The organism is Methylobacterium sp. EM32 (assembly GCF_040593685.1).
In the GTDB taxonomy this organism is placed as follows: Bacteria; Pseudomonadota; Alphaproteobacteria; order Rhizobiales; family Beijerinckiaceae; genus Methylobacterium.
The window spans coordinates 1-25,169 of the sequence record NZ_JBEXZS010000266.1 but is presented as its reverse complement, the minus strand read 5'-3'; the positions used below and the strand labels follow the sequence as shown (position 1 = coordinate 25,169).

Annotated in this window: 23 protein-coding genes and 1 tRNA gene; 13 read left to right on the top strand and 11 right to left on the bottom strand. The window is 71.1% G+C overall.

All coding sequences use genetic code 11. The features are described 5' to 3' along the window. Window positions 1-45 precede the first annotated feature (45 nt). From ABZT49_RS33095 to ABZT49_RS33085, 3 genes are all read right to left on the bottom strand, one after another. Complete coding sequence (locus tag ABZT49_RS33095) at window positions 46-231, bottom strand: hypothetical protein (RefSeq protein ID WP_355292704.1); 186 nt, start codon at window positions 229-231, stop codon at window positions 46-48. Window positions 232-405: 174 nt separating this feature from the next. Continuing rightward, window positions 406-813 carry an SWIB/MDM2 domain-containing protein gene (locus tag ABZT49_RS33090; RefSeq protein ID WP_407943625.1) on the bottom strand — a complete coding sequence of 136 codons (408 nt, stop codon included), beginning with the start codon at window positions 811-813 and terminating at the stop codon, window positions 406-408. Window positions 814-1,016: 203 nt separating this feature from the next. Then, window positions 1,017-2,030 carry an aldo/keto reductase gene (locus ABZT49_RS33085; RefSeq protein ID WP_355292700.1) on the bottom strand — a complete coding sequence of 338 codons (1,014 nt, stop codon included), beginning with the start codon at window positions 2,028-2,030 and terminating at the stop codon, window positions 1,017-1,019. Between the two features lie 426 nt (window positions 2,031-2,456). On the opposite strand from ABZT49_RS33085, the gene ABZT49_RS33080 reads away from it, so the two are divergent. Next, on the top strand, window positions 2,457-3,632 hold the full coding sequence (locus tag ABZT49_RS33080; protein WP_355292698.1) for an MFS transporter: 1,176 nt from the start codon (window positions 2,457-2,459) through the stop codon (window positions 3,630-3,632). Window positions 3,633-3,746: 114 nt separating this feature from the next. Continuing rightward, entirely contained in the window at window positions 3,747-4,418 is a 672-nt protein-coding gene (locus ABZT49_RS33075) for a sigma-70 family RNA polymerase sigma factor (RefSeq protein WP_355292696.1), read from the top strand. A 21-nt stretch (window positions 4,419-4,439) separates the two neighbouring features. Here the strand turns inward: ABZT49_RS33075 and ABZT49_RS33070 are convergent, their stop codons facing one another. Further along, the gene (locus ABZT49_RS33070; protein WP_355292694.1) at window positions 4,440-4,715 is read right to left on the bottom strand and encodes a hypothetical protein; all 276 of its coding nucleotides are present in this window, start codon (window positions 4,713-4,715) and stop codon (window positions 4,440-4,442) included. Window positions 4,716-5,238: 523 nt separating this feature from the next. Here ABZT49_RS33070 and ABZT49_RS33065 point away from each other — a divergent pair. Both ABZT49_RS33065 and ABZT49_RS33060 read left to right on the top strand, forming a co-directional pair. Continuing rightward, window positions 5,239-5,550 carry a hypothetical protein gene (locus ABZT49_RS33065; protein WP_355292692.1) on the top strand — a complete coding sequence of 104 codons (312 nt, stop codon included), beginning with the start codon at window positions 5,239-5,241 and terminating at the stop codon, window positions 5,548-5,550. A gap of 102 nt (window positions 5,551-5,652) precedes the next feature. Next, a complete protein-coding gene (locus ABZT49_RS33060; RefSeq protein ID WP_355292690.1) occupies window positions 5,653-6,822 on the top strand; it encodes a mandelate racemase/muconate lactonizing enzyme family protein in 1,170 nt (389 codons plus the stop codon). Between the two features lie 216 nt (window positions 6,823-7,038). Here the strand turns inward: ABZT49_RS33060 and ABZT49_RS33055 are convergent, their stop codons facing one another. Then, a complete protein-coding gene (locus ABZT49_RS33055; protein ID WP_355292689.1) occupies window positions 7,039-8,049 on the bottom strand; it encodes a TRAP transporter substrate-binding protein in 1,011 nt (336 codons plus the stop codon). 127 nt (window positions 8,050-8,176) lie between these two features. Then, window positions 8,177-9,427 carry an alpha/beta hydrolase gene (locus ABZT49_RS33050; RefSeq protein WP_355292687.1) on the bottom strand — a complete coding sequence of 417 codons (1,251 nt, stop codon included), beginning with the start codon at window positions 9,425-9,427 and terminating at the stop codon, window positions 8,177-8,179. Window positions 9,428-9,761: 334 nt separating this feature from the next. On the opposite strand from ABZT49_RS33050, the gene ABZT49_RS33045 reads away from it, so the two are divergent. The 5 genes from ABZT49_RS33045 to ABZT49_RS33025 all read left to right on the top strand — a co-directional run bounded on the left by ABZT49_RS33045 (window position 9,762) and on the right by ABZT49_RS33025 (window position 16,743). Beyond that, window positions 9,762-10,559, top strand: a complete 798-nt coding sequence (locus ABZT49_RS33045) for a glycosyltransferase family 2 protein (RefSeq protein WP_355292685.1) — start codon at window positions 9,762-9,764, stop codon at window positions 10,557-10,559. Between the two features lie 210 nt (window positions 10,560-10,769). Continuing rightward, window positions 10,770-14,372 carry a CheR family methyltransferase gene (locus ABZT49_RS33040; RefSeq protein ID WP_355292683.1) on the top strand — a complete coding sequence of 1,201 codons (3,603 nt, stop codon included), beginning with the start codon at window positions 10,770-10,772 and terminating at the stop codon, window positions 14,370-14,372. Continuing rightward, window positions 14,362-15,126 carry a Crp/Fnr family transcriptional regulator gene (locus ABZT49_RS33035; RefSeq protein WP_355292681.1) on the top strand — a complete coding sequence of 255 codons (765 nt, stop codon included), beginning with the start codon at window positions 14,362-14,364 and terminating at the stop codon, window positions 15,124-15,126. Before ABZT49_RS33040 ends, ABZT49_RS33035 begins: the two co-directional genes overlap by 11 nt. Before the next feature lie 363 nt (window positions 15,127-15,489). Then, window positions 15,490-15,747 carry a hypothetical protein gene (locus ABZT49_RS33030; protein ID WP_355292679.1) on the top strand — a complete coding sequence of 86 codons (258 nt, stop codon included), beginning with the start codon at window positions 15,490-15,492 and terminating at the stop codon, window positions 15,745-15,747. A 441-nt stretch (window positions 15,748-16,188) separates the two neighbouring features. Then, window positions 16,189-16,743 carry a hypothetical protein gene (locus ABZT49_RS33025; protein ID WP_355292677.1) on the top strand — a complete coding sequence of 185 codons (555 nt, stop codon included), beginning with the start codon at window positions 16,189-16,191 and terminating at the stop codon, window positions 16,741-16,743. A 7-nt stretch (window positions 16,744-16,750) separates the two neighbouring features. Here the strand turns inward: ABZT49_RS33025 and ABZT49_RS33020 are convergent, their stop codons facing one another. The 3 genes from ABZT49_RS33020 to ABZT49_RS33010 form a co-directional block, all read right to left on the bottom strand. Beyond that, on the bottom strand, window positions 16,751-18,469 hold the full coding sequence (locus ABZT49_RS33020; protein WP_355292675.1) for a sensor domain-containing diguanylate cyclase: 1,719 nt from the start codon (window positions 18,467-18,469) through the stop codon (window positions 16,751-16,753). A 148-nt stretch (window positions 18,470-18,617) separates the two neighbouring features. After that, a complete protein-coding gene (locus ABZT49_RS33015) occupies window positions 18,618-18,857 on the bottom strand; it encodes a hypothetical protein (RefSeq protein ID WP_355292674.1) in 240 nt (79 codons plus the stop codon). Between the two features lie 189 nt (window positions 18,858-19,046). Beyond that, window positions 19,047-20,585, bottom strand: a complete 1,539-nt coding sequence (locus ABZT49_RS33010; RefSeq protein WP_355292672.1) for a tannase/feruloyl esterase family alpha/beta hydrolase — start codon at window positions 20,583-20,585, stop codon at window positions 19,047-19,049. A 104-nt stretch (window positions 20,586-20,689) separates the two neighbouring features. Between ABZT49_RS33010 and ABZT49_RS33005 the strand changes: the two genes are divergently transcribed. After that, window positions 20,690-22,327, top strand: a complete 1,638-nt coding sequence (locus ABZT49_RS33005; RefSeq protein WP_355292671.1) for a GMC family oxidoreductase N-terminal domain-containing protein — start codon at window positions 20,690-20,692, stop codon at window positions 22,325-22,327. 16 nt (window positions 22,328-22,343) lie between these two features. Here ABZT49_RS33005 and ABZT49_RS33000 read toward each other — a convergent pair whose 3' ends face one another. Continuing rightward, entirely contained in the window at window positions 22,344-22,634 is a 291-nt protein-coding gene (locus ABZT49_RS33000; protein WP_093570767.1) for a ribbon-helix-helix domain-containing protein, read from the bottom strand. A gap of 208 nt (window positions 22,635-22,842) precedes the next feature. Here ABZT49_RS33000 and ABZT49_RS32995 point away from each other — a divergent pair, with 208 nt between their 5' ends. The 3 genes from ABZT49_RS32995 (at window position 22,843) to ABZT49_RS32985 (ending at window position 25,043) form a co-directional block, all read left to right on the top strand. Beyond that, the gene (locus tag ABZT49_RS32995; RefSeq protein WP_355292669.1) at window positions 22,843-24,315 is read left to right on the top strand and encodes an amino acid permease; all 1,473 of its coding nucleotides are present in this window, start codon (window positions 22,843-22,845) and stop codon (window positions 24,313-24,315) included. An 84-nt stretch (window positions 24,316-24,399) separates the two neighbouring features. Continuing rightward, complete coding sequence (locus tag ABZT49_RS32990) at window positions 24,400-24,798, top strand: cupin domain-containing protein (RefSeq protein ID WP_355292667.1); 399 nt, start codon at window positions 24,400-24,402, stop codon at window positions 24,796-24,798. Window positions 24,799-24,812: 14 nt separating this feature from the next. Beyond that, window positions 24,813-25,043 carry a tautomerase family protein gene (locus ABZT49_RS32985; protein ID WP_355292665.1) on the top strand — a complete coding sequence of 77 codons (231 nt, stop codon included), beginning with the start codon at window positions 24,813-24,815 and terminating at the stop codon, window positions 25,041-25,043. 47 nt (window positions 25,044-25,090) lie between these two features. Here the strand turns inward: ABZT49_RS32985 and ABZT49_RS32980 are convergent. Continuing rightward, window positions 25,091-25,167, bottom strand: a tRNA-Met gene (locus ABZT49_RS32980). Between the last annotated feature and the right edge of the window lie 2 nt (window positions 25,168-25,169).

Sequence of the window (25,169 nt, the reverse complement as noted above, 5' to 3'; positions counted from 1 at the left end):
GGACGTGGCGATCGCCGCCGGTACGGATCTCGCTGCGGCGGCCGATCACGGAGCGGACCGCAGCACCGCGCAGTCCCGCCGGCCGCTCGCCAGGCAATCCTCGCGGGCCGCCTCGCGCCGCAGCGCATCGGCGAGCCAGACGCCACCGACGACCAGGAAAAGGATGGCGGCGAGCGCGCGCCGTCGGCCGGCTTCGCCCGGATCGCGGTCGGGCTCCTGGAATGGGGGCATTCGGACAGCATCCGGCAGACCGCGAAGGCCCCGGGTTCACGCGAGGGTGCGGGACAGCGGTGCGCCCGCTTTCGTTCGCACGGATCAGTCTTGCGGCTTCCCCTCCCGCTCAGCGCGACAAGGGAACGGATGGCCGCGTCGCGCGACCATCCGGACGGGAGGAGGCCGATCGCCTTACTTCAGGTGCTGGGCGAGGTACTTGTTCATCTCGAACATCGTCGCCTTGTCCTTGCCGAAGACCTTCTTCAGCTTGTCGTCGGCGAGGATCTCGCGCTTGTTTTCGGGGTTCTGGAGCGAGTGCTTGCGGATGTAATCCCACACCTTGCTCACTACCTCGCCGCGCGGAATCGGGCTGTCGCCGACGATGGCAGCGAGCTCGGGCGTCGGCTGCAGCGGCTTCTGCAGGGCGTTCGGCTTGTCGCCGGATTTCGGAGCGGCGACCTTCTTGCCCTTACCCTCGTCCTTGGCGGCGGCCTTGCCCTCATCCTTGGCCTCCTTGGCGGCAGCCTTCGGGGCGGCCTTGGCCTTCGGGGCGTCGGCTTCGGGCTCGGCCTTGGTCTCGGCCTTCTTGGTGGTCTTGATCGCCATCGGTCTCCTCCGGTCTGCAACCCGTCTCCCAGGGTCGAACAGTGGACATGCCTGGGCACATAGCGTCAACAACTAAGCCGTGCGCGGCGCGTTCCAAGAGGAAATCGCCGTCGGACCGACGTCATCCACATCGGATGCGCCATTAGCCTGACGGCGACGAGCGTGGCTCAGTCCCGGGGCGCCGTCCAGGTCGTCCTCTAAGTGGTCGTCCAGGTGGTCCTGCCCTCGAGCGGATAGGCCGGATCGGTATAGCCCGGGGTCGAGGGATGGCCCGCCGGCACCAGGCGGTCGACCAGGGCCTCGTCCTCCGGCGTGAAGCGGTAGGCTAGCGCCCCGGCATAGGCGCGCCACTGGTCGAAGGTGCGGGGTCCGGCGATCACCGCGGTGACGGCGCGGTTGTTGAGCACCCAGGCCACCGCGAAATCGATCACCGAGGCGCCCTTCGCCTCCGCGTGCGTCTTCAGCGCCTCGGCGATGCGCAGGCTCTCGGGCCGCCACTCGGTCTGCATCATCCGGGTGTCGCCGCGCCCGGCGCGGGTGCCCTCGGGCGGGGTCTCGCCGGGGCGATACTTCGCCGTCAGCACGCCGCGGGCGAGCGGCGAGTAGGGCACGACGCCGAGGCCGTAATGGGCGCAGGCCGGCAGGTGCTCGACCTCCGGCATCCGGTTGAGGGCGTTGTAGTAGGGCTGGCTCGCCGCCGGCCGGTCGATGCCGTGCTCGTCGCACAGGCGGCAGATCTCCGCCACCCGCCAGGCGCGGTGGTTGGAGACCCCGAAATACCGCACCTTGCCGGCCCGGATCAGGTCGGCCATCGCCCGCACCGTCTCCGCGAGCGGCGTCTCGTGGTCCTCCTTGTGGAGGTAGTAGAGGTCGATCCGGTCGGTGTTGAGCCGCCGGAGGCTCGCCTCGCAGGCCTGCACGATGTGGGCGCGGGACAGGCCGCGGTCGTTCGGCCCCGTCCCCATAGCGTTCGCCACCTTGGTGGCGAGCACCCAGGCGTCGCGGTCGCGGGCGATGGCCCGGCCCACCACCTCCTCGGAACGCCCCTCGGTGTAGGCGTTCGCCGTGTCGATGAAGTTGATCCCCTGCTCGCGCGCATCCGCGACGATGCGCTCGGCCTCCTCGTCGGGCGTCGGCCCGCCGAACATCATCGTGCCGAGGCACAAAGGCGAGACCTTCAGGCCGGACCGGCCGAGCGTGCGGTACTCCATGGGGCGTCCTCCCGTTGACGGTCTCTCAGCATCATTCGCCGAAGCGGTTACCGGTTCGGCGGCAAAATGATGCAAAAACAAGAAGCTCAGCAGAGTTGCCCCGTGCAGCCCTGCTGAGCCGTGCGCCGTTGCGGCGATGATGGCGTTTGCGTGGCCGTGGCGGCAACGCCGCACCCGCCCGCCCGCGCGATGTGGATGCCGGGGTTTTCCCTCTCTTCACCCTGTTCGGCAAGGTCGCGTTAAGCACGGAATCGCGAAGCTCGGACCCATGATCATCACCCTCTCCCTCGCCTTCTGCGCCGCCGGCGCCCTCGTCCTCGGCCTCGGGGCCATCGTCGCAGTCGAGCCGCCGCGCGACCATCCGCACAGCGCCGGCCTGCTCTGACCGGCCGCGCGGCAGACAGGACATCCGTGTAGACTTGCATCATGCAAGTCGGAGCCGTGCTGCCGCGCTTCCTCGTCGTCTACGCCGCGCTCTATGCCGGTTACGGCCTCACCACGCCGTTCCTGCCCGCGCTCCTCAGCCAGCGCGGGCTCTCGCCGACGGAGGTCGGGCTGGTTCTCGCCACCGGCACCGGCATCCGGCTCGTGGCCGGTCCCGTCGCGGGCCGCCTCGCCGACCGGCTCGCCGCCGGCCGGGCCGTGCTCGCCGCCTGCGCCGCGCTCTCGGGGCTGAGCGCCCTCCTCTACCTCGCCGGGCACGGCTTCGCCGGTCTCCTGCTCGCCGGCCTCGTCCACGCCGCCGCGACCGCGCCGCTCGCCCCGCTTGCCGACGCCCTGGCGCTGCCCGCCGCCGGGGCCGCCCGCTTCGCCTACGGCACCGTGCGGGGCGCCGGCTCGGCGGCCTTCATCGCCGGCACCCTGGTGGCCGGCCAGGTCACCGGATGGTTTGGCCTCTGGGCCCTGCCGGTCGCCGGCGCCCTCGCCTTCGCGGCGCTCGCCGGCGCGACGTTGCGCCTGCCGGACGGGGCGACCGGTGTTGAGGCACCCATCGCCGCCGGGGCCGGCCTGCTTCTGCGCTCGCCCGGCTTTCGCCGCCTCGTCGCGGTGGCGGCCCTGGTGGTCGGCAGCCACGCGATCCACGACGCCTTCGCGGTGATCCGCTGGCGCGAGGCGGGCCTGAGCCCCGCGACCGCGAGCCTGCTCTGGGCCGAGGCGGTGGCGGCGGAGGTCCTGGTCTTCTTCGTCCTCGGCCCGCCGCTCCTCGCGCGACTCGGCCCCGCCGGCGCCCTCGCGCTGGCGGCGGGCGCCGGGGTCCTGCGCTGGTCGGTGGCGGCACTCACCGTCGCGCTGCCGGCGCTCGCCGGCATCCAGGCCCTGCACGGGCTGACCTTCGCGCTCCTCCACCTCGCGGCGATGCGGATCCTCGGGCAGACCGTGCCGCCCGCCCTCGCGGCGACGGCCCAGACCCTCTACGGCACGCTGGGCCTCGGCCTCGCCACCACCCTCGCGACGCTGGCGGCCGGGCCGCTCTACGGCGCCCTCGGGGCGGGGGCGTTCTGGGTTATGGCGGCCTCGTGCGCGGCGGCCCTGCCCCTGGTGCCGGGCCTGGCCGACGTGGCGGCCGGAGGACCGGAGCCGGGGCATGGGGAGGCGCGATAGGGTCGGCGCATGCCTGCGCGGGCTGCCGGCCATACTCGGCGGACTGGTATGGCCGGATCATTGTAATGGTACGGCGGGGCATGCCTTAAGCGTCGGTCCACCGGAGACCGCACGATGGCGCCGCCCCACACCGACCCGGACCGGACCGACCCCGCCCGCGCCGAAGCACCGTCCCTGCCGGTCGGCATCCAGGCCCATCTCGGGGCGGCCCTGCGCGCCGCGTACGACGATGCCGCGCTCCCGCCCAGCCCACCGCTTCAAGCGCTGGTCGCCCGCCTCGCCGAGGCCCTGGGCGGGCTCGACACCAGCGCCGCGGCGGCCTTCCGCCGCGACCTCGTCGCGGAGGTGCCGCGGCTGCGGCGCCGGGCCGTGACCCTGTGCAACGACCGCACCCGCGCCGACGACCTCGTGCAGGAGACCCTGCTCAAGGCATGGGCGGCGCAGGACCGGTTCGTCCCCGGCACCCATCTCTCGGCCTGGCTCTACACCATCCTGCGCAACAGCTTCTATTCCGAGCACCAGAAGCGGGCGCGCGAGGTCGGCGATCCCGACGGGCTGTTCGCCGCGAGCCTAGTCTCCCTGCCGGCGCAGCAGGGCACCCTCGACCTGCACGACCTGCAAACCGCCCTCGACCGGCTGGTGCCGGATCAGCGCGAGGCGCTGCTGCTCTCCGCCGTGCACGACCTCTCCTACGAGGATATCGCGACGGCGATGGAGTGCCGGGTCGGCACCGTGAAGAGCCGGATCAACCGCGCCCGGGCGCGGCTCGCCGAGCTGCTGGGCTGACCGGCCCGAGGCCGGGCCATCCTACCGGTTGCAGCCGACGCAGATGCCGGTGTCGATCCGGTCGTCGATACGCTCGTCGCGGGTGCGGTCGTCGATCCGACGCTCCAGGCGGTGATCGACCGCGCCGGGGCGCGGCACGGTCTGGCCGACCGAGCTGGTATTCGGCGCCGTGATGGTGGAGCGCGGACCGCCCCCGGTGCCGGTCTGGTCGGGGAGGCCTTGCGCCTGGGCGACGGAGCCGGCGGGAACGAGCGCAACGATGAGGAGCGCGCGGGTGAACGAACGCGATGCGGGCATGATGGGCTCCTGTCGCAGGAGGACCTGACTCCATGGGGCCGCCGCGCGGCCGCCCGCAAAGCCTAACGCACCAGGAACGCCGCCGTTGCGCCGCAGCCTGTCCGCTCTCGCCCTCCGCTCAAGAGCGCCGCCGGGAGATCGGGTCCTCGCTTGTGTCGGGATGATGACCGAACACGCCGACGGCGACCAGGACGGCAACGAGCCCCAGGGCGATCAGGAACACCTGCATCATAACTCCTTCGCGCGGGACGGGCCGCGACCGGACCCCGCGCACTCCCTATCAAGATCCGCGCCACCTTCTGCCGGGTGGCGATAGCCGCCGACTCATGACGGCAGGACGACAGACCGCCTAGTCTGCATGCAGTGCGGCCCGGATGCAAAGCCATGAGGCTGCCCCGTTCGTCCAAGCGGCATTCGTCCGGGCCGCCCGGGCCGCCCCCGACCGATCGGTCCCCGGCCGGGAACGGTGGCGCGCTCCTGCCGTTGCCCCGGTCCGATCGCACCCGAACCGCGGACAGACCCCATGACGATGCGCATCCTCTCCATCGCCCTTCTGGCCGGCACGTTGATGGCCGGCGCCGCCGCCGCCCAGGGCATCAACAACGGCAGCGGCGTCGCCCCGCCCTCGAGCGGCAACACGGGCTCCGGGATGTCGAGCCAGCCGCCGGGCAACGGCATCGGCGGCAACAACCCGGGCAGCATGGGCTCCACCGGCTCGCAAGGATCGAGCGGCGGCAATATGGGTCCGGGCCCGACCGTGCAGCGCGAGGGCCCGACGGGCAGCGGCGCGCCCGGCACCGGCCCCGGCGCCCAGAAGAACGGCACGCCGAAGTAAAACCCCGCGGGCCCGGCCGACGCCTTGCGTCCCGCGCATTTGTCAGCGCGGGCACGGCCCCCTACGAACCATGGCCTTCAAGACGCTCGAGGGGGATCCGTCATGCGCATCACCGCCATCCGCGACATCGTCGCGCCGATCAAGTCGGACATCGCCAACGCCTGGATCGACTTCTCGACCATGACGGCGAGCGTGGTCGCGGTGGTGACCGACGTGGTGGTCGACGGCCGCCCGGTCGTCGGCTTCGGCTTCAACTCGAACGGCCGCTACGCGCCGCAGGGGCTCTTGCGCGAGCGCTTCATACCGCGCCTGCTGGCCGCCAGCCCGGAAGACCTCCAGGGCGAGGACGGGCTGATCGATCCGCACCGGGCCTGGGCGGCGATGATGAAGAACGAGAAGCCCGGCGGCCACGGCGAGCGCTCGGTGGCGGTCGGCGTGCTCGACATGGCGTTGTGGGATGCGCTGGCCAAGGCGAAGGGCGTGCCGCTCTGGCGGCTGCTGGCCGACCGCTACCGCGGCGGCGAGGCCGACGCCAAGGCCTGGGTCTACGCCGCCGGCGGCTACTACTACCCGGGCAAGGGGCTCGACGCCCTCAAGGACGAGATGCGCTCCTATCTCGACCGCGGCTACAGCACCGTGAAGATGAAGGTCGGGCTGGTGCCGCTGGAGGAGGACGTCGCCCGGATCGAGGCGGTGCTCGGCATCCTCGGCGGCGACGGATCGCGCCTCTGCGTCGACGTCAACGGCCGCTTCACGCTGGAGGAGGCGATCCGCTTCGGCCGGGCGGTCGCGCCCTACGGTCTGCGCTGGTACGAGGAGCCGGTCGACCCCCTCGACTACTTAGGCCATGCCGCGCTCGCCACGACCTATGACGGCCCGCTCGCCACCGGCGAGAATCTCTTTTCGCACCAGGACGCCCGCAACCTGATCCGCCACGGAGGCTTGAGGCCGGACCGGGACATCCTGCAATTCGACCCCGCTTTGTCCTACGGACTGGTCGAGTACCTGCGCACCCTCGACGTGTTGCGCGCCCACGGCTGGTCGCCGCGCCGCTGCGTGCCCCATGGCGGGCATCAATTCGCCCTCAACATCGCGGTGGGTCTCGGGCTGGGCGGCAACGAGAGCTACCCGGACGTCTTCGCCCCCTTCGGCGGCTTCGCCGACGCGGTGCCGGTGGCGGACAGCCGGGTCGCGATGCCGGACGTGCCGGGCATCGGCTTCGAGGCGAAGAATACGCTCTACGCGGTGATGCGGCCGCTGGAGCGAGGGTGATGCGGTCGGCGACTGCTTTTCAAAACAGTACCCCAACATACCCACCTCATCCTAAGGTATCAGTCGATTGAAAATCGACTGACCTCGAAGGAGGGCTCCAGATAGCTTTGTGGTTTCTGGAGCTCTCCTTCGAGGCTCACTTCGTTCGCACCTCAGGATGAGGTCGCGGGCAGGACGAAGGAATCCCTTATCGGCTGCCGGATGAGCAAGCCGGTCCTACGACACCGCCCCGGCGAACTTCTCGAGGTGGCCCCAGGCCTCGGCCCCGTACTTGCCCTTCCACTCGGTGTAGAAACCCGCCTTGCGCAGCTTCTCCTGGAAGGGCGCGGCGGGCGCGTCATTGATCGCGAAGCCGGCCTTGCCCAGCGCCTCGCGCATCGCCACGCCCTGGCTCGCGATGTCCTGGCGCTGGTCGAGGGCCGCCTGGTTGAAGTGGCGGGTCAGCACCGCCTTCGCGTCCTCGGGCAGGCGCGACCAGGTCCGGTTGCCGGACATCAGCCAGAACCCGTCCCAGATGTGGTTGGTGAAGGAGAGGTACTTCTGCACCTCGGCGAGCTTGAAGCTCGTGATGATGGCGAGCGGGTTCTCCTGGCCGTCCACCACCTTGGTCTGCAGGGCCGAGTAGGCCTCCGAGAAGTTGAGCGCGACCGGCGCGGCGCCGAGCGCCCGGAAGGCGGAGGTGAACAGCGCGCTGTTCGGCACCCGGAGCTTCAAGCCCTCGAAATCGGCCGGGCCGGTGATCGGCCGGATGCTGGTCGTGGTCTGGCGGAAGCCGTTGTCCCACATCCGCTCGAACGGCACGAGGCCGGCCTTCGTGATTTCCGACCGGATGAAGGCGCCGAGCTCGCCGTCGACCGCCGGCCAGACCTTGTCGTAGCCGCTCCACGCGAAGGCGATGTTGATGAGCGAGGCCCGCGGCACCAGCGTCGCGAGGTTCGACGAGGCTTGGGCGAACATCTCGAGCGCGCCCGAGCGCAGCTGGCTCAGCATGTCGGAATCCGAGCCGAGCTGGCCGTTGGGGAAGACCGCGACCTCGACCGCGCCGTTCGTCTCCTTGGCGACCTTCTCGGCCGCCTCGCGCAGGCGGATCGTCGCCGGATGGGTGTCGGGCGTGACGACGCCGCATTTCAGCCGGAGCGCTCCGGCTTGTGCCCGGACCCACGGGGCGGACAGGAGCGCGGCAATGGTCCCGCCCGCGAGCAGGCTGCGGCGCGTGGTGGTGTGCATGGTCTCAAGGCCTCCCCGGACGCCCCCCCCCGTCGCCGTCAGTCCGACGCGGGATCTCGTCTCGGAGCCACGCCTTACGCGGAGTCGAGGCGTCGCGCCACGGCCGGGAGGCCGCGAAAAGCCGCCCTCACCGCCCCCCGAGCGCCCGCGCCGGGGCGGTCGCCAGGTCCACCGCCCCCTCCGCCGTGTCGCCGATGCCCTGGCCGAGGTTGCGCAGGTGCTCGCCGTAGGTCTCGCGGCTCTGGGCGTCGATCACCGCGACCGGGGCCGAGACCGCGAGGCCGGCGGCGGTGCCGACGGTGGCGGCGGCGCCAGCGGTCATCTGGACGATCCGGTCGCTTAGACCCACGCGGGAATCCGTGATGGTCTGGCCCTGAGCCAGGCGGTTGCCGAGGAGCGCGACGAGCTGCGGGCTGCCGGCGAACTTGCCGTGGTTGAGGGCGTCGCTGCCCTTCAAGGCGGTGAGGTTGAGCACCGCGATGTTCTCGCGGGCGAGCTCGCTGCGATAGGGCTCGGTCGAGGGGTCGATGGCCCCGAGCCGCGCGCCGGAACTGCCCCAGACCAGGCGCGAGACCGCGAGCGCGTTGTCGTCCTGGGAGACGAACAGGTTCAAGCGGGGCCGGGTCGGGCCCATATCGCGAAAGGCCTCGCGGGCGAGGTCGACGTCGACGTCGGGGGCGGCCAGCACCACGTCGCGGATCTTTTGCGCCACGCGCCCGTCTCGGATCGCCATCTGGCGCAGGGATTCGAGCACCAGCCAGTTGCCCATCGAGTGGGCGAGCACGGTGATCTCGGCCACCTCCGGATTCTGGGCAAGGCGGCGCAGCACGCCCTCCAGCGCGTTGCGCGAGTAGTTGGTGCTCTCGCGGTCGTAGCCGTAGGCGAGCACGCTGCCGCGGGACGGCCAGGTGAACAGCACCGGCACCACCTCGGCCTTGGTATCGTGCACGATCTGGGCGAAGCGGTAGACCGCGTCCTCGAAGCGGTTGTTGAAGCCGTGCACGAAGACCAGCACGTGGCGCTTGCCCGCGCGCGCCGTGTGGCGCAGGCGTGCCGCCGCCTCCGGCCGGTCCAGGGTCTCGGCCCGGAGGGTGACGAAGTCGGTGGCGGGGTTGCCGGGCAGTTCCTTCGGCCACTGCACCGTGCCGGGCTGGCGCACCGCGTCCGGCGGGATCGAGACCGTGATGTCGGCGTAGGACAGGGCCGGACCGCGATCGCCCGAATACATCTCGCCCGGATTGGCGGCGGTCTTGCGCGTGGTCGCCACCAGCATGTCGACCTTCGAGGCCCCCGGCACCGTCGCGGCCACCGGCGCCAGCACGCCTTTCGGCGTGCCCGCGCAGGCGCCGAGCCCGGCCGCGACGAGGAGGATCCCCAAGGTCCGACTCCACACGAGAACCCCCATCACGAACAACGTCCGCTCCCCGCTCGCCGACCCGCCCTTAGAACATTGCGGCAGCCGGCGATTCCTCGCGCCCGATTCTCCGGCGCACTTCTTAAGGATGAGCCAAATCGATGCGGCGCCAATGGGGCGGCGGGGCCGGGCCGCATTTCTGCCGGGGGCCGTGGCCGCAAGGGCACGCTCCCGGCCGCCGGCGGGCCCGGTCCGCCCGGGCCGGTTACCGGGTCCCCGAAATATGCTCTAGAGGCTGCCTGATCCCCCCGGCGCCCGCGCGAGCGGCCCGGCTCCTCTTTTTCGCCCGTCACGTCCCATGGTCGCCCCGCTTCCCCTCTCGATCTTCCTCATCGCCCGCAACGAGGCCGACCGGATCGGCGCCACTCTGGCGGCGGTGCGCGACCTGACCGACGACCTGATCGTGGTCGATTCCGGCTCCACCGACGGCACGCGGGAGCTCGCCGCGTCCCTCGGCGCCCGGGTAATCGAGCGGGGCTGGCCCGGCTACGGGCCGCAGAAGCGATTCGCCGAGGAGCAGTGCCGGCACGTCTGGATGCTGAACCTCGACGCCGACGAGGTGGTGCCGCCGGAGCTCGCGGCCGAGATCCGCCGGCTGTTCGCGGGGGGCGAGCCGCCGCACCCGGCCTACGCGGTCGGCATCGCCGAGGTGTTTCCCGGCGAGGTCCGGCCGCACCGTCTCGCCTACACGCTGTGGCCGGTGCGGCTCTACCGGCGCGACCGCGGCCGCTACTCGCCCTCGCCAGTCCACGACCGGGTCGACCTCGACCCGGGCGCCACGGTCGGGCGCCTGCGGGGGGTGATCCACCACTTCTCGGTCCGCTCGCTGGGCGACCAGCTCGACAAGCTCAACCGCTACTCCGACCAGCAGGCCGACGACCTCGAGGCACGGGGCGTCCGGATCCCGACCTGGCGCCTGTTCGTCGAGCTGCCGGGCAACTTCCTCAAAGCTTATATCGGCCGGCGCCACTGCGTGCGCGGCGCCTACGGCTTCCTCACGGCGATGAACTACGCGATCTCGCGCCACCTGCGGGTCGCCAAGCACTACGAGCGCCGGATCAATGGCCGGCCCGGGCCCGGGTCGCCCGGCCGCTGAGGCGCGGGTGTCCGCCGTTCCCGCCCGGCCGCTTAACGTGTGTTGAAGCAGGGCCTCGCGGACGGATGCGAGGCTCGACCGGCCGGAGGCCCGTGAAATCGGTTCGGGATTGCCGGCCGGTCGGCCTGACAGCGCATCGCCGGACGCGTATGCTCGCCGGTGGCGGACCCGACCCTCTTGAGACCCGACATAGACCGGAGGCGACGACCCTTGACGTGGAGGATCCGTGCGGAGCCGGGCAGCGACGACGCGGGCGACCGGTCGCCGGAGGGGCCGGTGGTCGTCGGCGTCGGCGCGTCGGGACTCGCGATCGACTCCCTGGAGCGCTTCCTCGCCCACGCGCCGGACATGCCGGACGTCGCGGTCGTGGTGGCGTTCCAGCAGCGCGAGGCGATCGACGAGGCGCGCTGGCGCACCGTGCTGGCGCGGGCAGCCGCCCTGCCGCAGGCACCGGTCACCGAGGGCGCCGCGATCGAGGCCGGGCACCTCTACATCCTGCCGGCGGACGCCACCGTGACCCTGGCGCAGGGACGGTTCCGCCTCGCGGCGGAGACGGACGAGCTGGGCGGGCGGGGCGGCCTCGACACCTTCCTGGTCGCCCTGGGCGAGGATCGGGGCGCGCAGGCCGTGGCGGTGGTGCTCGCCGGCACCGGCAGCGACGGGACCCTCGGCGTCACCGCCGTCAAGGCGGCGGGTGGCCTGACCCTGGCCGAGCCGCATGCCGAGGAAGCCCTGTCCGGCAGCACCGCCGCCTCGCTCGCCGACCACGTCGTGCTGCCGGAGCTGATGGCCGACCGGATCCTGTCCTACGCCCGCCACCTGCGCCGCAGCGCGGAGGCCCGGCCGGCGGAGGAAGTGGCTTCGGCCGATTCCCTGATCCGCATCGCCACCATCCTGCGCAACAAGACCGGGCACGACTTCCACGGCTACAAGCAGAACACCTTTCTGCGCCGCGTCCACCGCCGGATGCAGGTGGTACAGGTCGAGACGATCGAATCGTACGTCGACCACCTGCGCGCCGATACCGACGAAGTGCAGAACCTGTTCAACGACCTGTTGATCGGGGTGACGCAGTTCTTCCGCGACCACCGCGAGTTCGGGCTGCTCGAAGCCGAGGTGGTCCCGCGGCTGTTTTCCGGCAAGGGCTCGGGCGACCAGGTCCGGATCTGGGTGCTCGGCTGCGCCACCGGCGAGGAGGCCTACTCGATCGGGATCCTCCTGCGCGAGCACATGGCCAAGCTCGACGCGGTACCGCAGGTACAGATCTTCGCCACCGACATCGACGGGCGGGCGCTCGCGAGCGCCCGGGTCGGGCGCTACACCGAGGCGGTGGCCCGCCAGGTCCGGGCCGACCGCCTCGCCCGCTGGTTCGTCAAGGAAGGCGCGACCTACAGCGTCGTCAAGGAGCTGCGGGAGATGTGCATCTTCTCGCAGCACAACGTGATCAAGGACGCCCCGTTCTCGCGCCTCGACCTCGTGTCGTGCCGCAACCTGCTGATCTACCTCAATGGCGAGTTGCAGAACCGGGTGATCCCGCTGTTCCATTTCGCCCTGCGGCCGGGCGGGTTCCTGTTCCTGGGCAATTCCGAGAACGTCACCCGGCAGGCCAAGCTGTTCGCTCCGATAGACCGGCGCTACCGCATCTTCCGCCGCCTCGAGAGCGCCACCCGGGTGCTGCCGGAATTCCCCCTCACCGTGGTCGCCGACCGGCGCCAGGCGGAGAATGGCGGCGCCCTGCGGCCGCGGACGATCGAGGGCGGCCTCGCCCGCCGGGCCGAGCGTGTTGCCGAGCGCTATGCCCCGGCCTACGTGGTGGTCGACGAGGCCTACGACGTACTGCACTTCTCCGGCCGCACCGGGCGCTACATCGACCCGGCGACCGGCGCGGCGAGCCTCAACCTGCTCAACCTCGTCCACCGCGACCTGCGCCTCGACCTGCGCGCCGCCCTGCTCAAGGCGGGCGCCGAGAACCGGACCGTCAAGGCCGAGCGCACCGCCATGGGTACCAACGGCGAGCGGCGCCTCGTCACCCTGGTGGTCGAGCCGGTGCCCGGGGGCGAGGGCCCGCCGAGCTTCGTCATCCTGTTCCAGGAGGGCGAGACCCTGGAGGGCGAAACCTTGGAGGGCGACGGCACCGAGGAGCCGACCCCGTCCTTCCTGCGCGACGAGCACGTCCAGCGCCTCGAGAGCGAGTTGCGCCTGACCCGCGAGCGGCTCCAGGCGACGATCGAGGAACTGGAGAGCACCAACGAGGAGCTGAAATCCTCCAACGAGGAGTATCAGTCGATCAACGAGGAGCTGCAATCCGCCAACGAGGAACTCGAGACCTCGAAGGAGGAGCTGCAATCGGTCAACGAGGAGCTGCAGACCGTCAACGGCGAGCTCGGCCACCGGGTCAACGACCTCGGGCGCGCCAATAGCGATCTGAAGAACCTGCTCGAGAGCACCCAGATCGCCACGGTGTTCCTCGACAACGAGTTCCGGGTGAAGAACTTCACCCCGGCGGTGACCGACATCTTCCACCTGATCGAGTCCGATCTCGGCCGGCCGATCACCCATATCGCGGCGCGCATCCACTATCCCGAGCTGCCCGAGGACGTGCGCAGGGTGCTGCGCACGCTCGGCACCATCGAGCGCGAGGTCGGCAGCCCGGAGAGCGGTGCGCGCTACCTCGCCCGGGTGCTGCCCTACCGCTCGATCGACAACTTCATCGCCGGCGTCGTCATCACCTTTCTGGACGTCACCGCCACCGCCCGGGCCGAGCGGGCCCTGCGCGCGAGCCAGGAGCGCTTCCGCCGGATGGAGCGGATCGTCCCGGCCTTCCTGTTCACCGCCGATGCCGAGCTGAACTGGCTCTACGTCAATCCGCGCTTCTACGAGCATACCGGCCTGGAGGACGGCCGGGCGCTCGGCCTCGGCTGGCTCACGGTGATGCATCCGGAGGACGTCGAGGAGAACCAGCGCCGCTGGCAGCGGGCGGCGGCCACCCCGGAGACCTTCGAGCACGAGTTCCGCATCCGGGCCGCCGTCGGCACCTACCGCTGGTTCACCGTCCGGGCCGAGCCGATGGTCGAGCCGGAGGGCGGCGCCGTCACATGGTTCGGCTCCTGCACCGACAGCCATGAGCGGCGGATGGCCGAGGACCGCCAGCGCCTGCTGCTGATCGAGCTGCAGCACCGGGTGAAGAACATCCTGGCGGTAGTGCGCTCGGTCGCCAACCGCACCGCCGAGGGCCAGACGTCGCTCGCCGATTTCACGATGCGTTTCGACGGCCGGCTCGGGGCGCTCGCCCGCGTCCAGAACATCCTCACCCGCAGCCCCGACGTCGCCACCGACCTCGCCGAGCTGATCGGCGAGGAAGTCCTGTCCCACGCGGTGCGGGACGGCGGCCAAGTGACCCTGGACGGCCCCGAGGTGCGCCTGCCGCAGCGGACCGCCGAGACCCTCGGCCTGGCGCTGCACGAGCTCGCCACCAATGCGATCAAGTACGGGGCGCTCGCCCGGCCGGAGGGACGCATCGCCATCACCTGGGACGTCTACGGCGCCGGTCCGCACCGCCGCCTGCGGCTCGAATGGCAGGAGAGCGGCGTCACCCTGCTTCCGACCGCGCCGGCCCGCCGGGGCTTCGGGCGCGAATTGATCGAGCAGGGCCTGGTCTACGAGTTCGGCGCCACGACCGCCCTGGACTACCGCCCGGGCGGCGTACGCTGCGTCATCGAGATGCCGGTCCGGGCGCCGGGCCGCGGGTTGCCGGGCCCGGACGCGCCGGCCCCCGCCGAGAATTCGCGCGCAGAGGCCGACGATGCCGGGTGAGCCCCTCGCCCACGCCCCCGCCGCATCGGACGCGGCCCTGCGCCGCCTGTCGGGCTACGCCCCGCTGACCCCCGACGAGGCGGCGCTGCTGCACCAGATCGCCGCCCGCACGGTCCTGGTGCCGGCCCGCACCGAACTGGTGCGCGACGGCGAGGCGGCGCCGCGGCCGCAGGTGCTCCTGGAAGGCTGGGCCTGCCGCCAGCGCCTCCTCGCCGACGGAAGGCGCCAGATCGTCGTCGTGCTCTTGCCCGGCGACTTGATCGGCCTCGACCAGCGCCGACGCCCGCTGCCCTTCGGCTCCGTCGCCACCCTGACGCCGGCCCGGATCTGCGAGGCGGGCGCCTTGCGCGACGCCGCCGCGGGTGGCGGCAAGGAGGCGGGCAAGGAGGCCGGTTTGGCGGCGGCGCTCCGGCAGGCGCGGGAGATGGAGGAGATCTGGCTCGTCAACCAAGTGGTGCGCCTCGGGCGCCAGACCGCCTATGAGCGCGTCGCCCATTTCCTGCTGGAGGTGCGCGAGCGTCTGGCGGCGGTGGATCGGGTCCAGGAGAACCGGTTCTCGTTCCCGATCACCCAGGAAGTCCTAGCCGACGCGCTGGGCCTCAGCGTGGTGCATATGAACCGCACGATGCAGCAGTTGCGGCGGGACGGCCTGGTCGAGCAGCGCGCCACCGCCATCACGCTTCGCGACGTCCCGGCCCTGATCTCGATCGCGGACTATACCGGCACCCACGACACCGGCATCCCCGGGGCCTGACCGCCGGCGACACTCCCCGCGCCCTGTGAATCTTCACATAAGTGATGGAACGGCCCGAAAAAGAGCAGCAACATCACAAGTGTTGCGGCAATTCTTGCCCGACCGTCCCTGCTGGCCCGGTCTCGACCGGGTGGACGACCATCAGGGATGTTGCTGAGGCCCCCAAGTCGACTTCACCGCCCTGCTCGCTCCCGCCGGCAGGGCCTCTTTTTGCGTGAGGGCCTACGCCTTTCGGGGGCGGGCGACGATGCCGCGTTGCCACCGCCGCATGATCTTCCCATCCTGCCCTCACCGGCACGACGGACGGCGTCTCCTCCCGAGAGATGCGTCTTCTTCCAGAGAATGGACGAGGGGAGATCGGGCGTGGAGGATTACCGGGCCGAATTGCTGCGCCAGGTCCGCCTCGGCGACATCGCCACCGGCGAGGCCGCGGGCGCCTGCCTGCCGGGCCTGCTGCGCCGCCTGAAGCATCACGAGGCCCGGGCCGGCACCGCCCCGCACCCTTTGCGCCTCTATCATCTCTGGCGCCGCAACAGCCTGCGCCGGCAAGTGGCCGATGCGCGCTGGCACGTCGAGCAGGGCCGCGCCGCCCGGATGGGCGATCTCGCCTCGCGGCGCTGACACGTCTTCGGGGCGTGACCACCCCGACGGGTTCTGCATTCTCCTCGTCATTCCGGGTTCCGCTGCGCGGCCCTGGAATGACGAGGATGACGTCAGTCTCCGTGGGTGCTCAGACAGGGTCTCAATGCAGGTAACCGAGGAAGAACAGGATCAGGATGATCGGAATCGGTATGCCGATCAACCAGAGCAGCCCGCCTTTCATCATCGTCGCCTCCATGACTCCGCAAATACTCTTATGGAGTAGTAACGGAGCTTGGCGCGATCCGGTTCCGTCGGTACCCGGACGCCTCCGCGGTGACGGGATAGACAGCAGGGTGTCGGGCCTGCGCGGGCGATGCGATCCCCTCGACACGGCGCCACCTCCACCCATAAGCTCGCCGAAACGCCGAGCACGGTGGCCGGGACAGTGACCGGTCGATGCTGGCGGGCAGGGCGCCGTTCATGGCCGAGATCAAAATCGTCGCGGGCAGCTGCGGCAAGGGGCGCGGCGTGTACGAGGCTGGGTTGTTCACGACGCCGGACGGCGTCGAGCGCGGCGTCGAAACGGTCGTCACCATCGAGTCGCATGGCGGCGTGGCCGGGGAGCGCGGCTGGGGCGAGCAGGTGCTGACCGGGATCAAAGGCGGCCTCGGCCTGGCTTCCCAACTCGACCTGACCGGAGCGGCCGGGTTAGCCGCCTCAGCTCTGGCCGCGGTGGAGGCCGACGAGCACCGGCCGAAGGCTCTGGTCGAGATCGTTTTCGCGGATGGTGGGCTCGTCGTCGCTCTGGCGGATGCACGGCTGGCTGCCCTGGTGGCGCATGACCGTGAGGTGCTGCGGGTCGGTCTGGCCCGGGCGGCGAGCCGCCTTGCGGCCCCACTCGCTCCCGAGACGGCATCAGCCGGAACGCTGCAGGCCGCGAGCGACGCGGTTCAGGCCGCCGCCGAGGCGGCCGGCAGCAGCCTGACCTCCGCCCTCGGCTTCGTCCGCCGCTCCGTGCGCCTCGAGCGCGGATGAGTGCCGCTCACGCGGCCCGCTCCACCTCTCCGACCTCCGCCGCGGCGCTCACCCGGTCGCGGCCCCGCGCCTTGGCCTCGTAGAGGGCCGCGTCGGCGCGGGCGATCGCCGCTTGGATGTCGGCATCGCGGGCGGACACGGTCGCGACCCCGATGCTGATCGTGACCGGGATGGCTTGGCCGCCATGCGCGATCTCCGCCTCCCGCACGGCGGCACAGAGGCGCTCGGCGGTGAGCAAAGCCTCAGGCCCGCCGAGGCCGAAGAGCAGCACCACGAATTCCTCGCCGCCGAAGCGGGCCACCGTGTCGGAGCCGCGCACCGCCTCCGCCAGCAGGGCGCCGACATGGCGGATCACCGCGTCGCCGGCATCGTGGCCGTGCTGGTCGTTGACGCGCTTGAAGTGGTCGATGTCGGCGACCAGAACGGCGACGCCGCAGCCGCCCCTCGCCTGCGCGAACGCCTCCTCCGCCGGCCGGGCGAAGCCGCGCCGGTTGAGGAGCCCGGTGAGCACGTCGGTGCCGGCGACCTGGCGCAGGTCCTCGATCTGGCGCCGGTAGAAGGCGGCGACGCGGGTCTGGCGGATCGTGGCGTCGCTGAGCTCGCGCTCGGCGGTGCCGATCCGCCGCAGCAGCGACCGCAAGGAGGCCGAGAGCGCCACGAATTCCCGGGCGCCGTCGAGGCGCGGCAGCGTCGTCGCCTCGACCTCGCGGCCGATCCGGTCCGCCGCGGCGGTCATGCGCCGCAAGGGCGCCGCCGCACGGCGGCCGAGGCACCAGGCGAGGGCGATGCCGGTCGCGGCCTCAGTCGCGCCGAGCGCGAGCAGCGCCCGGATCGAGCGCTGCACCGGCGCGAGGGCCTGTGCCTTCGACCTCGTCGCCACCACGATCCAGCCGAGGCCGGGGTCGCCACCCGCGATCTCGCTCCGCGCGCCCTTCGCCGCCGAGGCGAAGCCGGCCAGCAGCGTGTCGGATCCGAGCGCGGCGGCGAAGCGGCCGCTGCCCTCCTCGACCATGGCACCGACCCGGGCCGGACCGAACGGGGTCGTGCCGAGAAGCGGACCGAGGATCACGCGGCCGCGCCGGTCGAGCACCCACAGGTCGGTGCCGGGCAGGCCCTCGTCGAGAAGGCGCCGCCGGGCCCGGATTGCCCAGTCCCAGCTCAGGTGGCCACCGAGCACCCCGACGACCTGGCCCGAGGCGTCGCGCACCGGCGCTGCGAGGTCGACGAGGCGCAGGGGCTCGGGCTCGGAGCGGACGAGAAGGCGGCTCAGCCGCGCCGCCGCGTGCACGTCGCCGACATTGGGGCGGGACAACCCGACCTCGAACCAGGCCCTCTGGGTCACGACCAAGCCCTCGAGCATGCCCTCCGTGCCTGCCCGGACACGGCCGTCGAGAGCGACGAAGCCGAGCCAGGCATAGTCCGGCGCCGTCGTCCGCATGGCGGAGAGGACGCCGCGGACCATCGTGGCGTCGCTCGTCCAGCGCTCGCGCAGCGGTTCGAGACCGGCGACGACCTGGATCTCGCGGAAGCGTTCGCGCAGGGTGACGTCGAGGGCCTCGGCCATGCCGGCGGCGAGGCGGGCGAGGCGCGCCTCGGCGAGCCGGAGGGCGCTCCTGCGCTCGAGCCAGACGGCGCCACCCACCGTCGCCCCGACCAGGGCGAGGCAGAGCAAGCCGACCAGTGCGGCGAGCTGGTGCTCGAACCGCAGTCGATTCCTGAACGACATGAGGCACCTCCGCGACCGGAGGCCGTTCTGGCCCGCCGTCCTCACCAGCCGGTTCAGCCGATCGGCGTGATTTGAACGAACATGCCTTCCCTTGGGGAAATCAGAAGGGCAGCTCGGCCGGCTGCGCGGGCCTCACGGTTCCTGGTCCTCAGGCTTCCTGGGCCGGGCGCCGTCCCTGGCTGTGCAGGCGCCGCTCCTGCGCCCCGCGCTCGGCGGCGTCGGTGAGCTGGGTGATCAGCGCCCCGGCCGCGCCGAGGGGAATCAGCAGGAAGACGGTGCCGCCATCGGGCCCGCTCACCTCGGCCGCCAGCGTATCGCCGCCGTCGATCGTGCTGACGGCGGTGATGCTGGTGATCGAGAGGACCTGGGGTCGTGCATCGTCGCTCATGCCTGCCTCTCCTGCGGCACAGATGCCACGAAAGCGGCCCTGAACAATTGCTAACACGTTACATTATAGGAAAACCCTGCCGGCCGTGGAGAGACGATGGAGGATTTTCCCGCGCCATAGGCCGACCGGCCGAGGCCGGTCGGTGCCGCCGGCCGAGGCCCGTCGGCTCGGCCCCGATCGCGGCCGCCCTCACGGCGCCGCGCAGGTGAGGCCGGCGCCGTCTGGCCGGGGAACCTGCGGGTAGGCACAGACCGGCCGCGACCATTGCGCCGCGCCGCCGGGGTCGCGCTTCGTCATGACGAGCTCGCGCGGCGCCTCGCCGGCCTCGACCCAGCGCTCCAGGGCCGTCAGCGGATCGATGCCGGTGTCACTGACGCCCGGCCCCTCGGTGCCGATGCCGCAATGATCCATGCCCGGCACCATGAACAGGCGCGCGGTCCTCGCCAGGGTGTCGAGGCCGCCCGCCCCTTTCGCCAGCGCCTCGTAGAAGGCGACGCTCATGAACGGCGTGACCAGCGGATCGCCCCAGCCGTGATAGATCAGGAGCTTGCCGCCCGCGTCGCGGAAGGCCGAGAGGTCGGCGACCGGCCGCACGGCACCGGTGGCCGGATCGTAGGTGGCGACGTTGTAGACCTGCGCCTGCAGCGCCATCCGGGCCGGATCGGCGGCGAAGTCGAAATCGGTGACGCGGTAGGACGGGCCGGGCGAGGGCCAGAACGCCATGTAGCGCAGGAAGTCGGCGGAAAAGAGCGGCAGGATCGGCGGCGCGTTGCCGAGGCCGGTGAGCCAGCGCGGCCAATGCGCCTCGGAGCCGAGCGGGATGCCACCGGGATAGAGCGCCCGGCCCGTGGCATCTTTCGGCCCGGCGTACCACTTCTCCAGCACCCCGATCTCGGCCTCGCTCAGGCACTTGTCCGATGTGTCGCCGGTGCAGCGCAGGGACGAGGGCTTGAAGCCGCATTGCCGCGGGTCGGCGACGAGGCCGGACTGGTCCTTCGTCCCGCAGGCCGCCGCCACCGCATCCGTCACGAGCTTGGCCCGCGGCGTGGTCAGGATCGGCTTGCCGTCCGGGCCCGTATTCGCCTTCGCCACCCAGGCGAAGGTCGTGGCGACGAGGCCGGTATAATCCAGGGCGGGCGCGCCGCTGATGATCCCGTCGAAGTCCTTCGGGTATTTCAGCGCCTCCATCGCCGCCATGCGGCCGCCGGTGGAGCAGCCGGCGAAGTAGGATTTCTGTTGCGGCCGGTCGTAGAAGGCCCGCACCAGCACCTTGCTGACCCGGGCGGTCTCGGTCACCGCGCGCTGGCCCCAATCCATCCGGGCGACGAGGTCGCCGACGGCCCAGCGCCCGTCGGCCGAGCCGGTGCCCCAGTGGCCGCCATCCATCGTCGAGGCGGCGTAGCCCCGGCGCAGGCCGTAATTCATCGCGTTGGTGAAGCCGGGCGCGTCCGACAGGAGGCTGCCGCAGAAGCCGCCGCAGCCGGTGCCGTAATACTTGCCGTTCCAGTTCTGCAGCGGCAGCCGCACCTCGAAGCTGGTCGCCGGCCGCACCGTGCCGAGCACCCGGCAATAGGCCGGCAGGTCACCGGCGGCCGGCACCTCGGCGGCGGAGTGGAGGTTCACCGCCTCGATCTTCAGGTTGGCGAGCGCCCCGCACTCCCCGGCCAAAGCCGGTGCCGCCAAAAGGCCGGCGGCGAGGCCCGCCGCGATTCCGATCGTCCGCCCCATGCCTCTCCCCCCTGTTTCGAGACAGCTTAGCCGCAACCTCTTGCGCCGTCGCCAGCGGAATGCGCTAAACCCGCCGGAACGACAGATCAGGGTTGGGAATCGCGATGGCAGGCAGCAAAGCCGGCGGGTCTCTCGAGGATTTCGGCACCTACGACGACATCGTGGTCGGGGCGGGCTCGGCGGGCTGCGTGCTCGCCAACCGCCTCTCGGCCGATTCCCGCCGCCGCGTGCTGGTGCTGGAGGCGGGTGGGCGCGACAACTGGATCTGGTTCCACATTCCGGCCGGCTACCTCTTCGCCATCGGCAACAAGCGGGCGGACTGGCTGTTCACCACGCAAGCCGAGGCCGGCCTGAACGGGCGCCAGCTCGCCTATCCCCGCGGCAAGGTCATCGGCGGCTCGTCGGCCATCAACGCGATGATCTACATGCGCGGCCAAGCCGCCGATTACGACGGCTGGCGCCAGCTCGGTCTGGAGGGCTGGGGCTGGGACGACGTCTTGCCCTACTTCCTCAAGCACGAGGATCACATCGCGCCGCCGAACGCATTCCACCGCTCCGGCGGCGAGTGGCGGGTCGAGCCGCCGCGGATCCGCTGGGCGATCCTCGACGCGATCCGCGACGCCGCGGAGGCCGCCGGGATCCCGAAGATCCCGGATTTCAATACCGGCGACAACGAGGGCTCGTCGTATTTCCAGGTCAACCAGCGCCGCGGCCGGCGCTGGAGCGCGGCCCGCGGCTTCCTCAAGCCGGCGCTCCAGCGCCCGAACCTCCGGCTCGAGACCGGGATCCATGTCGAGCGGGTGCTGATCGAGGACGGCCGCGCCGCCGGCGTGGTGTTCGCTCGCGGCGGGCAGCGTTACCTCGCCCGGGCGCAGGCTGAGGTCGTGCTCTCGGCCGGTGCGGTGGCGACCCCGAAGCTCCTCGAACTCTCCGGCATCGGCGACGGGGCGCGGCTCCAGGCTCTCGGGGTCGCGGTCGCGCATCACGCGCCCGGCGTCGGAGAGAACCTGCAGGACCACCTGCAGATCCGGCCGGTCTACAAGGTCACCGGCGTGCCGACCCTCAACCTCTCCTACGCCAACCTGATCAAGCGCGGCTGGATGGGGGTGGAATACGCGCTGTTCCGCACCGGGCCGCTGACCATGGCGCCGAGCCAAGTCGGCGTGTTCACCCGCTCCTCGCCCGATTACGCCACCGCCAACCTCGAATACCACTTCCAGCCGCTCTCGCTCGACAAATGGGGCGACGGCCTGCACCGGTTCGGCGCCTTCACGGCGAGCGTCTGCAACCTGCGCCCGTCGAGCCGCGGCAGCGTGCATGCGGGGAGCCCCGATCCCCTCGCCCCCCCGGAGATCCGGCCGAACTACCTCTCGACCGAGGAAGACCGCCGGGTGGCGGTGGATTCCCTCAAGCTCACCCGCCGCATCGTCGCCCAGGCGCCGCTCGCCCGCTACCGACCGGAGGAGCACCTGCCGGGGCCCGGCATCGCCAGCGACGCCGACCTCCTCAAGGCCGCGGGCGACCTCGGCACCACGATCTTCCATCCCGTCGGCACCGCCCGGATGGGGGCCGACCACGATGCCGGGGCGGTGCTCGACGCGCGCTTGCGGGTGCGCGGGCTGCGCGGCCTGCGGGTCGCGGACGCCTCGGCGATGCCGCGCATCACCTCGGGCAACACCAACTCGCCGACGATCATGCTGGCCGAGAAGGGCGCGGCGATGATCCTGGAGGATTCGCGCTGAGGGCGTGGGCTCCGCGCTACTCGGCCGCCATCAGCACCGGCGCGCGGTTCCCCGCGGACAGGTAGATCAGGCAGGAGCAGCGCAGGAGCGAGGCGAAGTTGCGCACCTCGCCGTGCCGCTCCAGCACTTCGTCGTGGAGCTTGGTGGCGAACTTCGCGACGCTGAGGCCCTCCTGGCGGGCGATGTCCTCCAGGATGGTCCAGAACGCGGTCTCGAGCCGCAGGGAGGTGCAGTGCCCGCCGATCCGCAGCGAGCGCGTCTCATAGGCGTAGCGCTCCGGCGTCTGCTCGGCGAAGATCCGGCACATGGGGGCTCCTCCCGTGGTTGTTGCTGAATCATATTGAAGCGGAGGAGGGATCGGCAAGCGGCCGATGCGTCGCGGGCGAAACGATTGCGGTGCAGCAATTTTCCCCCGCGCGAAATCCCAGGACCATCACGGTGCAGCTTTGGCGGTGACGCTGCGTTGATGTCTCCAAGAATCCTTGATGTTTCCAAGAATCCTCGGAGGACGCGCGATGGCACAGGAGAGCGTAGCGGAGGGGTTGATGCGGACGAAGCCGATCGACCGCCTGCGCCAGGACGCGGAGGGCGGCGGCCACGGCCTCGAGCGCACCCTCGGCCCCGTGAGCCTCGTCGGGCTCGGCATCGGGGCGATCATCGGCGCCGGGCTCTTCTCGCTCACCGGCATCGCCGCCGCGGAGCATGCCGGACCGGCGGTGGTGATCTCGTTCGCCATCGCGGCGATCGGCTGCGCGCTGGCCGGCATGTGCTACAGCGAGCTCGCCAGCATGATCCCGGTCTCGGGCAGCGCCTATACCTACGCCTACGCCACGATGGGAGAGTTCGTCGCCTGGATCATCGGCTGGGACTTGGTGCTCGAATACGCGGTCGGTGCCGCCACGGTGTCGGTGAGCTGGTCGAAATACGTCGCCACCCTGCTTCAGGACTGGGGGATTACCCTGCCCCCTCGCCTGCTGCACTCGCCGTTCGAGACGGTACAGCTCGCCGACGGCTCGACGGTCCACGGCCTCGTCAACCTGCCGGCGGTGCTGATCCTGTGCCTGATCTCGCTGCTCCTGATGCGCGGCGTGCGCGAATCGACCCGGGTCAACAGCGTGATCGTCGTGGTGAAGGTCGCGGTGGTGCTGATCGTGGTCGGGGTCGGCCTGTTCTACGTCAAGGCGCAGAACTACGTCCCGTTCATTCCCGACAACACCGGCACCTTCGGCGAGTACGGCTGGAGCGGCATCATGCGGGCGGCCGGTGTGGTGTTCTTCGCCTATATCGGTTTCGACGCGGTCTCGACGGCGGCGCAGGAGGTGAAGAACCCGCAGCGCACGATGATGATCGGCATCCTTGGCTCGCTCGCGGTCTGCACCGTGCTCTACATCGCCTTCGCGGCGGTGCTGACCGGCCTCGTCCCCTACGCGTCGATGAAGGGCGACGCGGCTCCCGTCGCCACCGCCATCAAGCAGACGCCGTTCCCCTGGCTCCAGACCCTGGTGACGCTCGGCGTCATCGCGGGCTTCACCACCGTGATGCTGGTGCTGCTCTACGGCCAGTCGCGGGTCTTCTTCGCCATGGCGAACGACCGGCTGCTGCCGAAATTCTTCGCCGCCATCCACCCGACCTGGCGCACGCCGTACCGCTCGAACCTGTTCTTCATGGTGTTCGCAGCGCTGCTGGGTGGTCTGACGCCGATCAGCACGCTCGGCCACATGACCAGCATCGGCACGCTGCTCGCCTTCATCATCGTCTGCGCCGGCGTCGTCATCATGCGGCGCACGCATCCGAACGAGGCACGGGGCTACCGCGTGCCGCTGGTCCCGCTCGTGCCGGTGGCAGGCATCCTCGTCTGCCTCGCGATGATGCTCTCCCTCGACGGCGAGACCTGGCTTCGTCTGGTGGTCTGGCTCGCGATAGGGCTCGCGATCTATTTCGGCTACGGCCGGCGCCACAGCCGGGTCGGCCGCGACGCGGCGCGCTGACCGGCCCCTCCCCTGGCGGGGCCGCGGGCGACTGGGCTATGGCAGGTCCGGTCGCGCGCGGATGCGCGCCAGGAGGCAAGCGCCATGGAGATCCACAGGAGCGGGTCCCGTCCGTCGCAGACGGGCTCCGCGGAGTACTTCACCGGCCGGGTGCGGATCGATCCAGTGCTCAGCCCGCCGGACCCGGCCCGGGTCGCCGGCGCCCATGTCACCTTCGAGCCGGGGGCGCGGACGGCTTGGCACACCCATCCCCTCGGCCAGACTCTGATCGTCACCGCGGGCCTCGGCTGGGCGCAGATCGAGGGCGAACCGATCGAGGAGATCCGGCCCGGCGACGTGGTGTGGTTCCCGCCGGGCGTTCGGCACTGGCACGGGGCGACCGCGACCACCGGCATGAGCCACATCGCCATCCAGGAGAAGCAGGACGGCAGCGCCGTGACCTGGCTCGAACAGGTCAGCGACGCCGAGTACGGCGCCCGCTGAGGAGGACTCGATCCATGCCGCACGTCATCGTGAAACTCTATGCCGGCCGCAGCGACGAGCAGAAGCAGCGCATCGCCGACGAGGTCACCAAGGCTCTGATCGCCGCCGCGGGCTGCTCCGAAGGCTCGGTCTCCGTCGGCATCGAGGATGTCGAGCCGAGTGCCTGGACCGCCACGGTCTACGAGCCCGACATCACCGCCAAGGCCGCCACGATCTTCAAGAAGCCGGGCTACGCGCCGGCCTGAACATGAGAAAGCCCGCCAGGATGACCTGGCGGGCTTTCTCGTCGTGTTGGTTGCGGGGACAGGATTTGAACCTGTGACCTTCAGGTTATGAGCCTGACGAGCTACCGGGCTGCTCCACCCCGCGCC